Genomic DNA, 9773 nt, shown 5'->3' with positions numbered 1-9773 from the left:
GAGGGCCGGGGCGGCGGCCCCCGCCGCGCCGCCACTGTCCCGCCGCGCGCGCTCGCGCCGTGCCGCCGCCGCGACTTGACAGTAGGTGCGCGTAAGAGCGCCGACTTGACACAAGATGTGCCAAGTCGGCGGCTATTCGCGCACCTACTGTCAAGTCGCGGGGCCTCGGGGCGACGCCGCGGGCCGCGCGGCGGGCCCGCTCAGCCGACGGCGATCTCGAGCTTGGCGGTGATCTCGTCGAGGTCGAAGTAGTTCTCGATCACCACGACGTCGGCGTTCGTGGCCCCGATGCGCGAGACGAGCTCGGGCGAAGTGAGGATGACCTGGGCGTCGGCCGCCGCAGCCGCCACGCTCGCCACGTCGGAGGCGCTGACCTCGGCGTCGATGTCGAGCCGGCCGAGCGCGCGCAGGGCGTTCACCCGGAGGATCTCGGAGGTGCCGATGCCGGCACCGCAGATGGCAACGATCTTCACGAGTTCAGGATAGGTCAGAACGCGCGGCGGCGTCGGAGCCGTCGGCACCCGTCCCGCCATCGTGCGCCTCCGCCTCGCCTGCGAGCAGCCGCCGCACGTCGTCGGCATCACGAGCGGAGGCGAGCGCCGGCACCACGGACTCGTCGTTGAAGACGTTGGCGAGTGCGGCGACCGCGGCGACGTGGGAGTCGGCTTCCGTGGCCGCGAGCCCGATCACGACCGACACCGGGTCGTTGTGCGCGTGCCCGAAGTGCACCGGAGTGGCCAGAGTCACGACGGCGAGCCCCGAGGCGTGCACGTCGGGCCCCGGGCGCGCGTGGGCCATGGCGAGTCCGGGGGCGATCACGATGTACGGGCCGTACTCCTCGACCAGCGCGATCATCCGCTCGGAGTAGGAGGCGTCGGTGCATCCGGATGCCTCGAGCGCAGCGCCCACCGAGCGCACGGCGTCTCGCCAGTCATCGGCCTCGATGCCGAGGGCGATCGCGGTGTCGGGGAGCGGCTCGGAGAACGTGTACGTCATCGTCTGAGCAGTATGCCAGTCCGCTCGGCCGGCAACCGGTGAGTTCGCCGCACGTGCCCCTTCCGTCACTCCCAGGCCGCACCGTACGGTGGACGCATCGAAGATGCCGGCCACCGGTGCCCGGTCGCGCCGGTGCGGCCTCCCGGAAGGAGATTCCATGACGCTCGACTGGAAGATCGAACTCGTCGCCATCCCGGTGACCGACGTCGATCGCGCGAAGGACTTCTACACGCGCATCGGCTTCCACGCCGACCACGACCACGTGGTGTCGGACGACCTCCGCTTCGTGCAGCTCACGCCGCCCGGCTCCGCGTGCTCCATCGTGCTCGGCACCGGCATCACCGAGATGGCGCCCGGATCGCAGAAGGGCGTGCAGATCGTGGTTCCGGATGCCGACGAGGCTCGTGAGCATCTGCTCGCGCAGGGCGTGGCGACCGGGGAGGTCGACGAGCAGCAGTGGGGCCGCTTCGTGTACTTCAGCGACCCCGACGGCAACGAGTGGGCGCTGCAGGAACTGCCGGACTACGCCGCGGGCGCTCAGGGATGAACAGCCCGGGTCAGGCCCTGACCCGCGCAGCTCAGCCCGACCCGCGCGGCTCAGGCCTCGTCGAAGCCGTCCGAGATGGCGTCGGCGAGGTCTTCGCGATCTTCGAGCGGCAGGAACGTGGCAGCCGCGGCATTGAGCTGGAACACCTCGATGTCGGCGAGGTCGTAGCCGAACGCGTCGGTGAGGAGCGCCAGCTCCCGGCTGATGGTGGTGTTGCTCATCAGGCGGTTGTCGGGGTTGACGGTGACCTGGAAGCCGAGCTGGTAGAGCAGGTCGAAGGGGTGGTCGACGAGCTCGTCGCCCCACGCCGCGATGGCGCCGGTCTGCAGGTTCGACGAGGGCGAGAGCTCGAGGGCGATCTCGCGGTCCTTGACCCACTGGGCGAGGCGGCCGAGCGAGACATAGGTGTTGTCGTCGTCCTGGCGCTCGATTTCGATGTCCTCCGCGAGGCGCACGCCGTGGCCGAGGCGCAGCGCCCGGCCGTCGAAGAGCGCACCTCGGATGCTGTCGAGGCCATCGGCCTCGCCGGCGTGCACGGTGGTGGGGAAGAAGTTCTGGGCGAGGTAGTCGAACGCCGCGCGCTGGTTGGCGGCGGGGAACCCGGCCTCGGCACCCGCGATGTCGAAGCCCACGACGCCGCGGTCGCGGTGGCGCACGGCGAGCTCGGCGATCTCGAGACCGCGGTCGGCGTGACGCATGGCGGTGATGAGCTGGCCGACGCGGATGTTGCGGCCGGCGCCTCGGGCGTCGTCGCTGCCGAGCTCGATCCCCTCCTGCACGGCCTCGACGACCTCGTCGAGGGTGAGGCCCTTGGTGAGGTGCTGCTCGGGGGCCCAGCGCACCTCGCCGTAGATGACTCCGTCGGCCACGAGGTCGTTCACGAACTCCCGAGCCACGCGGATGAGCCCCTCGCGGGTCTGCATGACGCCGATCGTGACATCGAAGGTGGCGAGGTAGGTGGGCAGCGAGCCCGAGTCGGCGCTGTCCTCGAACCACTCGCCGAGCTCGATGTCGTCGGTCGACGGGATCTCGAGACCGATCTCGTCGGCGAGCTCGATGATGGTCGCCGGACGCAGGCCACCGTCGAGGTGGTCGTGCAGCGAGATCTTGGGGAGCGAGTTGAAGCTGATGTCGGTGCCGGGGACGAGGTATTCCTCAGGTGCTGCAGTCATGGCACCAGCCTAGGGTGTGGGGAGCCGGCGAGCGCGAGCGATTCGGCGATCTCCTCGGCCGCTCGTCGGGCCCTCTCGATGACCGTCGAAGGAGCCTTCGCGCTGAGGCTCGTGGCGACGTAGGGCACCGTGAGTGCGGCCACCGCGGTGCGGTCGGGCCGGAGGATGGGCACGACGACGTCGGTGATGGAGGGCTGACGCGAGTCGGGCAGCTCCAGGAACGCCTCGACGAGCATCCTCTCGAACACCCACTGATCGAGGACGCCGGCGGATGCCTCTGCCGCACAGGTCGTGTCCGCTGCACCGGTCGTGTCGGTCGCACCGGTCGTGTCGGCCGCACCACTCGCCCGGAACGCCCCGAGCACGAGCCCCGTGGCGGTGGCGAGGGGGAACAGCGCCCCCACCCGCACGCGGAAGCCGAAGTCGCTCGGGCTCTCGACCTGCGCGATCACCCGCACCATCTCGGCGTCGATCACGGCGAGGTTGCACGACTGCTGCAGCTCGTCGGCGAGCCGGCGCATGACCGGCAGCCCGGCGGCGCTCAGCGCACGCACGGGCTCGTGCCGGTGGGCGAGCTCGAACATGCGCATCGAGAGCGTGTAGAGACCCGACTGACGCTCGCGGAAGACGTACCCGCGCCGTTCGAGGGTGGCCAGCATCCGGAAGATCTGCCCGGGCGACCGCCCGATCGCCTGCGCGATCTCGAGCTGGCCGAGGCCGCCCTCGGTCTCGGCCAGCAGCTCGAGGATGTCGAGCCCCTTGTCGAGGGCCGGCGCCGAGTACTCCGGCGTCGCCTTCGCCTCCGACGGTCCCGCCGGCTCCTCCGACATGGTCATTCCGAAGCGTGCATCGCCGCGAGCATGCGCCGCGCGATCGTGCGATCGATGTCGTCGGGCACGGGCTGCGCACCCGGCGTGAGCGCCGCGGCGTCGAGGGCGACGCGCTCGAGCGAGAGGGTCTGCAGCAGGAATCCCAGATCCATCGACTCGAGCGAGTTGCCCTTGGGCTCCTTGCCCGCGAGATTGAACATCCGCCCACCCGCCAGCAGCACGACGTGACGACCGCTCGGAAGGTCGATCCGCTCGACGGCCTCGATGATCTCGCGCGAGGCGGTGGCCGCCGCCCGGAGGCCCTCGACGTCGATCTCCCACGGGAAGTGGCCGCAGTTCGCGAGCACCGCACCGTCGTGCATGAGCTCGATGGCCTCGAGACCGAGCACCCCGGGGTGACCGGTGGCCGTGATGAACACGTCTCCCCACGGCGCGAGGTCGGTGGCGGTCGACACCCGGAAGCCGTCGAGAGCGGCCTCGAAGGCCTTCAGCTCGTCGATCTCGACCACGGCGACCTTGCCGCCGAGCGCCCGCAGGTAGTGCGCCACTCCACGACCGCACCAGCCGTAGCCGAACACGACGAACCTGCGCCCGGGCACCATGAGATTCGTGATGCGCATGAAGCTCTCGACGACCGACTGCCCCACCGCGTGCTTGTTCTCACCGATCGCCTTGAGCAGGCTGTCGTTGATGACGATCATCGGGAAGGGGACCGCACCCGCGAGCTCGCTCCGCAGGCGGTCGCCGCCGGAGGTGGTCTCCTCCGTGCCGCCGATCACCGAGGCCGTGACACCCCGGCTCACGACTCCGGCCGCGAGGTCTCCCCCGTTGTCGAGCAGCATGTCGGGCTCCGCGTCGAGCACGCGCGCGACGTTGGCGTGGTGCTGCTCGAGCGTGTCGTCCCGGCGGCCGAAGAGCGTGAGCGGAGGGGCGCCGTTCGCTGAGGCGTAGGCGTTGAGGTAGGCGACCACGTCGTCCTGCGTGGAGCCGTGGTTGCCGGTGCCGACGATCTCCGCGCCCCCGGCCGACAGGGTCTCGAGGAGCACCGCGGTCTTCGGCTCGATGTGCAGCGACATGCCGATGCGGTGGCCGTCGAACGGGCGGGTGCGCGACAGCTCCTCCCGCGCGGCGGCGAGCAGGGGCATGCGGGAGCGGATCCACTCGACGCGCGCGGCGCCGGTGGCTTCGAGGCTGGCTTCGAGGCTGGTGTCGGTCATGCAGGGAGTATTGCACAGATCCGAACACATATGAAGGTCGTTTTCATATATGCTCGAGGAATCGACGTGCAGGACAGTGCACCAGGCATAAGGAGGCCCCGTGGCCCAGAAGATCATCCTCGATTGCGATCCCGGGCACGACGACGCGATCGCCATCCTGCTGGCGCACGGCAGCCCCGAGATCGACCTGCTCGCCGTGACGACCGTCGCGGGCAACCAGACGCTCGAGAAGGTCACCCGGAACGCCCTCGCCGTGGCGGAGATCGCCGGCATCACGGGCGTGCCGTTCGCGGCCGGCTGCGCGCGTCCGCTCGTGCGGCCCGTGGAGGTGGCGCCCGACATCCACGGTGAGTCGGGGATGGACGGCCCGGTGCTGCCCGAGCCCACCCTCGAGCTCGACTCCCGCCACGCCGTCGACCTCATCATCGAGACCGTCATGGCGCACGAGCCGGGCACCGTCACGCTCGTTCCCACCGGCGCACTCACGAACATCGCGATCGCGGCCCGCAAGGAGCCCCGGATCGTGCCGCGCATCAAGGAGGTCGTGCTCATGGGCGGCGGCTACCACGGGGGCAACTGGAGCGCCACAAGCGAGTTCAACATCATCATCGACCCCGAGGCCGCGCACATCGTATTCAACGAGAGCTGGCCGCTGACGATGGTCGGGATCGACCTCACCCACCAGGCCCTCGCGACCCCCGAGGTCGTCGAGACCTTCCGGTCGATGGACACGGCGCCCGGCCGCTTCGTGGTCGACCTGCTCGAGTTCTTCGGCACCACCTATCTCGAGGCCCAGGGCTTCGAGCACCCGCCCGTGCACGACCCGTGCGCCGTGGCCTTCGTGATCGACCCGAGCGTCATGACGGTGCGAAGGACCCCGCTCGACATCGAGCTCACCGGCACGCTCACGCTCGGCATGACGGTGGCCGACTTCCGCTCCCCCGCACCCGCCGACTGCACCACGCAGGTGGCGGTCGACCTCGACCACGCCAAGTTCTGGGCCCTGGTGGCCGACGCCGTCACCCGCATCGGCGACCCGCAGCGCACCGCGTAGCGCCGACCCGGCGTGACACCCCCCGGCAGCGACAACCGCCGCACGGGGTACCGGGGTAGCGACGACCGCTCGAAAACCGCGCGTTTCGAGCAGGTAGCGCTACCCCAGCCCGCGAAGAAGCACCGGGGACCGGGCGAGGGGGTGGCCCGACGCACGGCCTGCCCACGACGGGCTCGGGTGGGTGCCGGCACCCGTCAGCCGCGCACGGCCGGCTCAGGACGGGCGCGAGTGCCCGCAGGCGTCAGCCGCGCACGTCGTGGAGGTGGTGCACCGGGTCGTGGATGATGTACCGCGCAAGCGTGTCCACCGTGAAGACCGAGCCGTCACTGCGGCGCCCGGGCCGGCCCCAGGCATCCGCCGGCACCGCCTCGAGCTGCAGCGCGAGCACCTCGGCGGCAGCCACCAGGTCGCGGGTCACCTCCGCCGGATCCTGCGACCCGTAGCGCTCCTGCTCCGCCGTCGCATCCTGATCCCAGTCGGCGAACTCCGGGTCCTCCTCGTCGAGCAGCAGGGCGAACCGCACGCTCGCGATGCGGAACACGTCGCGCACGTGCGCGCCGTACTCGAGCGCCGACCACGTCGACGGGTCCGGACGCACGGCCACGTCGGGCCGCGCCAGCACCGCGGGCCACCCCTCCGCGTTGGAGCGCAGCAGCCCGGGCACCGACGCCGCCGCCGTGGCAGAGGAGTCGAAGCCGCATTCGGGGCACTCGCGCTCGAGCACCCAGGTCCAGTTCTTGGTGTCGGGAACGATCGTCATGCTCCGAGCGTAGGCATCCGGATGCCCACCCCTCCACACGAGGACGGCCAGAGCCCACGCACTTCCTGCCAGCCAAGAATGCCAGCAGCTACGAGATGCGCTCCGCCACCAGCGGCCCGAAGCCCTCGTACTCCCCGGCGTCGCCGATCTCCCACGCGCCCTCGAGCGACGCGAGCGCCCGCTCGAACCGCGACGGCTCGTCGGCCGACAGGGTGAACAGCGCCTGCCCCTCGGTCACCGTGTCGCCCGGCTTCGCGTGCAGGTCGATGCCCGCGGCGTGCTGAACGGCATCCTGGGCACGGGCACGCCCGGCGCCCAACCGCCACGCGGCGATCCCGAACGGCAGCGCCTCCTGGCGCAGCAGCACTCCGGAGCGCGGCGCGTACACGGTCGTGGTCTCGCGAGCGACCGGCAGCGGCGCCGTCGGGTCGCCGCCCTGGGCGCGGATGACCGCGTTCCAGGAGTCCATGGCGCGCCCGTCGGCGAGAGCGGCCACCACGTCGGCGTCGGGCTGGCCGGCGAGCCGGAGCATCTCCGAGGCGAGCGCGAGCGTCAGCTCTACCACGTCGGCGGGCCCGCCGCCGGCGAGCACCTCGACCGACTCGCGCACCTCGTTGGCGTTACCGATGGCAAGGCCCAGCGGCACGTTCATGTTCGTCAGAAGCGCCGTGGTGCGGACGCCGGCGTCGTTGCCGAGGTCGACCATGGTCTTCGCGAGCTCGCGCGAGAGCGCGATGTCCTGCATGAACGCGCCCGAGCCGAACTTCACGTCGAGCACGAGGGAGTCGGTGCCCTCGGCGATCTTCTTCGACATGATCGACGACGCGATGAGCGGGATGGCCTCGACGGTCCCCGTGATGTCACGGAGCGCGTAGAGCTTCTTGTCGGCTGGCGCGAGGCCGGATCCTGCCGCACAGATGACCCCACCGACCGAGTCGAGCTGCGCGAGCATCTCCTCGTTCGAGAGCGAGGCGCGCCAGCCGGGGATCGACTCGAGCTTGTCGAGCGTGCCGCCGGTGTGCCCGAGCCAGCGACCCGAGAGCTGCGGCACGGCCACCCCGCACGACGCGACGAGCGGCATGAGCGGAAGGGTGATCTTGTCGCCCACCCCACCTGTCGAGTGCTTGTCGACCGTCGGCTTGCCGAGCGAGGAGAAGTCCATCCGCTCGCCCGAGGCGATCATCGCGAGCGTCAGATCGCGGATCTCGTCGCGCGACATCCCGTTGAGCAGGATGGCCATCGCGAGCGCGGCCATCTGCTCGTCGCCCACGAACCCGCGGGTGTACGCATCGATCAGCCAGTCGATCTCCGGGGTCGACAGCGTCCCCTTGTCGCGCTTCGTGCGGATCAGATCCACGACATCGAACTTCTCTGCAGCCATGGCAGTCCTCCAGGTCTCTGCCGAGACGTCACTTCTCACACGACCTCGCGCAGGGAGGCGTGGAAAGTGACGGATCGGCGCTATTCGGCGTTGTGGTAGGCGGCGAGGGTGCGGGGCCCGAAGGCGTCCGGGATGACCTCGTCGATCGTCTTGATGCCCGACACCGTCTCGAGCAGCATGCCTTCGGCCGAGTGCTCGAAGAGCAGCTGCCGGCAGCGGCCGCAGGGCATGAGGGCGCCGCCGTTGCCGTCGACGCACGTGAAGGCCACGAGCTTGCCGCCACCGGTCATGTGCAGCGTCGAGACGAGCGTGCACTCGGCGCACAGGGTGAGCCCGTAGGAGGCGTTCTCCACGTTGCAGCCCGAGATGACGCGCCCGTCGTCGACGATGGCGGCGACCCCCACCGGGAACTTCGAGTACGGCACGTAGGCCTTCTCCATGGCCGACAGGGCGACGGCACGCAGCGCATCCCAGTCGTAGTCGGAAGAAGAGACAGAAGCAGAAGCAGTCACGATCACGACCCCACGTAAGGCTTGCCGGCCGCGGCCGGGCCCCGCACGCGCCCCACGAGCCCCGCCACGGCGAAGATCGTGACCACGTACGGCAGCATGAGCATGAATTCCGACGGCACGGGCGACCCGATGATGCCGAGCACGTTCTGCAGGTTCGACGCGAAGCCGAACAGCAGAGCGGCGAGCGTGGCCCTGATCGGATCCCAGCGCCCGAAGATCACCGCCGCGAGGGCGATGAAGCCCGCGCCCGCCGTCATCTCCTTGTTGAACGCTCCCACCGAGCCGAGGGTGAAGTACGCGCCACCGAGGCCGGCGATCGCACCGGCGAGCGACACGTTCCAGAACCGGGTGGAGTTGACCTTGATGCCCACGGTGTCCGCAGCCTGCGGATGCTCGCCCACGGCCCGCACGCGCAGGCCCCACTTGGTGCGGAACAGGCCCCAGAAGACCAGCGCCACGGCGATGTACATGAGGTACACCACGATGGTCTGGCGGAACAGCGTGGGCCCGATGACCGGGATCTCGGACAGCAGCGGGATGGGGATGCGGTCGAAGCGCGGCGGCGAGTTGAGCAGCCCCGGGTCTTCGGTGAGCACCTGCGAGTAGAGGAACGACGTGAGTCCGGTGACGAGCACGTTGAGCACGACGCCGACGATGACCTGGTCGACGAGGTACTTGATGGAGAACGCGGCGAGCACGAACGACACGATCGCTCCGGCGACGACGGCGCCGATCAGGCCGACGAACGGGTTGCCCGTCACCGAGGCCACGACCGCCGACACGAAGGCGCCGGCCAGCAGCTGCCCCTCGATCGCGACGTTCACGACGCCCACGCGCTCCGAGATGACACCGCCGAGAGCTCCGAAGATCAGCGGAACGCTGAGCGAGACCGTGCCGATCAGGAGCCCGGGCACCGGGATCGTCTGTCCGGCCGCAGCCCAGGTGAGGAATCCCACGAGGAACAGCACGGCGAAGACGGCGATGACCCACAGCCGCACCTTGCGGTCCTTCGAGACGAGCCACGCCGAGAAGACGGTGAGCGCCACGAGCAGGATCGCGAGCACGATGCCCGTGCCGCGCGTGGGCAGCACGACCTCGGGCAGCTGGATCAGGTCGGAGTCGGTCGAGAGCCGGAACGTCGACGATCCGTCGCGTCCGAACACCACGAACAGCAGGATCGCGATGACGGTGAAGACGGCGAAGACGATCGGCGCCTTCCAGCTCTTGATGACGACCGTCGTGAGGCCGGACGTCGAGTCCGGGTGGTTGTGCTCGGTGGGCGGCACCCCCGCGTTGGAGGCCAG

The 9773-nt window shown here is 70.1% G+C and carries 11 protein-coding genes; 2 read left to right on the top strand and 9 right to left on the bottom strand.

The genetic code is table 11. From position 1 onward, the window contains the following. Window positions 1-200: 200 nt before the first annotated feature. Window positions 201-473 carry a PTS ascorbate transporter subunit IIB gene (locus tag Q0D57_RS07270; RefSeq protein ID WP_291040438.1) on the bottom strand — a complete coding sequence of 91 codons (273 nt, stop codon included), beginning with the start codon at window positions 471-473 and terminating at the stop codon, window positions 201-203. 4 nt (window positions 474-477) lie between these two features. Then, a complete protein-coding gene (locus Q0D57_RS07265; protein WP_291040436.1) occupies window positions 478-996 on the bottom strand; it encodes a PTS sugar transporter subunit IIA in 519 nt (172 codons plus the stop codon). A gap of 157 nt (window positions 997-1153) precedes the next feature. Here Q0D57_RS07265 and Q0D57_RS07260 point away from each other — a divergent pair, with 157 nt between their 5' ends. Further along, window positions 1154-1543, top strand: a complete 390-nt coding sequence (locus Q0D57_RS07260; protein WP_291040435.1) for a VOC family protein — start codon at window positions 1154-1156, stop codon at window positions 1541-1543. Window positions 1544-1593: 50 nt separating this feature from the next. Here the strand turns inward: Q0D57_RS07260 and Q0D57_RS07255 are convergent, their stop codons facing one another. From Q0D57_RS07255 to Q0D57_RS07245, 3 genes are read right to left on the bottom strand one after another with little or no spacing between them, the layout of a single operon-like run. Further along, a complete protein-coding gene (locus Q0D57_RS07255) occupies window positions 1594-2715 on the bottom strand; it encodes an adenosine deaminase (protein WP_291040432.1) in 1122 nt (373 codons plus the stop codon). Further along, a complete protein-coding gene (locus Q0D57_RS07250; RefSeq protein ID WP_291040431.1) occupies window positions 2712-3545 on the bottom strand; it encodes a helix-turn-helix domain-containing protein in 834 nt (277 codons plus the stop codon). The genes Q0D57_RS07255 and Q0D57_RS07250 overlap by 4 nt, the downstream gene beginning before the upstream one ends. A 2-nt stretch (window positions 3546-3547) precedes the next feature. Continuing rightward, a complete protein-coding gene (locus Q0D57_RS07245) occupies window positions 3548-4762 on the bottom strand; it encodes an adenosylhomocysteinase (protein WP_291040430.1) in 1215 nt (404 codons plus the stop codon). A 100-nt stretch (window positions 4763-4862) separates the two neighbouring features. Between Q0D57_RS07245 and Q0D57_RS07240 the strand changes: the two genes are divergently transcribed. Then, window positions 4863-5816: a nucleoside hydrolase gene (locus tag Q0D57_RS07240; RefSeq protein ID WP_291040429.1), complete on the top strand. Its 954-nt coding sequence runs from the start codon at window positions 4863-4865 to the stop codon at window positions 5814-5816. Between the two features lie 241 nt (window positions 5817-6057). Here the strand turns inward: Q0D57_RS07240 and Q0D57_RS07235 are convergent, their stop codons facing one another. The 4 genes from Q0D57_RS07235 to Q0D57_RS07220 form a co-directional block, all read right to left on the bottom strand. Further along, a complete protein-coding gene (locus tag Q0D57_RS07235) occupies window positions 6058-6576 on the bottom strand; it encodes a DinB family protein (protein WP_291040427.1) in 519 nt (172 codons plus the stop codon). 88 nt (window positions 6577-6664) lie between these two features. Beyond that, window positions 6665-7957 (bottom strand): thymidine phosphorylase, encoded by a 1293-nt coding sequence (locus Q0D57_RS07230; protein WP_291040426.1) that lies wholly within the window; start codon window positions 7955-7957, stop codon window positions 6665-6667. A gap of 80 nt (window positions 7958-8037) precedes the next feature. Next, window positions 8038-8469, bottom strand: coding sequence for a cytidine deaminase (locus Q0D57_RS07225; protein WP_291040446.1), 432 nt, complete (start codon window positions 8467-8469; stop codon window positions 8038-8040). 2 nt (window positions 8470-8471) lie between these two features. After that, a complete protein-coding gene (locus Q0D57_RS07220) occupies window positions 8472-9698 on the bottom strand; it encodes an ABC transporter permease (protein WP_291040444.1) in 1227 nt (408 codons plus the stop codon). Between the last annotated feature and the right edge of the window lie 75 nt (window positions 9699-9773).

The sequence above is a fragment of the Herbiconiux sp. genome (assembly GCF_023264895.1).
Lineage (GTDB): Bacteria > Actinomycetota > Actinomycetes > Actinomycetales > Microbacteriaceae > Herbiconiux.
The sequence above is the reverse complement of the archived record's forward strand: the minus strand, read 5'-3'. Positions and strand labels throughout refer to the sequence as shown.

Excerpts from the sequence above, each read along its gene's own strand:
- Q0D57_RS07265 (WP_291040436.1), bottom strand. The coding sequence starts at position 996 with ATGACGTACACGTTCTCCGAGCCGCTCCCCGACACCGCGATCGCCCTC.
- Q0D57_RS07260 (WP_291040435.1), top strand. The coding sequence starts at position 1,154 with ATGACGCTCGACTGGAAGATCGAACTCGTCGCCATCCCGGTGACCGAC.
- Q0D57_RS07255 (WP_291040432.1), bottom strand. The coding sequence starts at position 2,715 with ATGACTGCAGCACCTGAGGAATACCTCGTCCCCGGCACCGACATCAGC.
- Q0D57_RS07250 (WP_291040431.1), bottom strand. The coding sequence starts at position 3,545 with ATGTCGGAGGAGCCGGCGGGACCGTCGGAGGCGAAGGCGACGCCGGAG.
- Q0D57_RS07245 (WP_291040430.1), bottom strand. The coding sequence starts at position 4,762 with ATGACCGACACCAGCCTCGAAGCCAGCCTCGAAGCCACCGGCGCCGCG.
- Q0D57_RS07235 (WP_291040427.1), bottom strand. The coding sequence starts at position 6,576 with ATGACGATCGTTCCCGACACCAAGAACTGGACCTGGGTGCTCGAGCGC.
- Q0D57_RS07230 (WP_291040426.1), bottom strand. The coding sequence starts at position 7,957 with ATGGCTGCAGAGAAGTTCGATGTCGTGGATCTGATCCGCACGAAGCGC.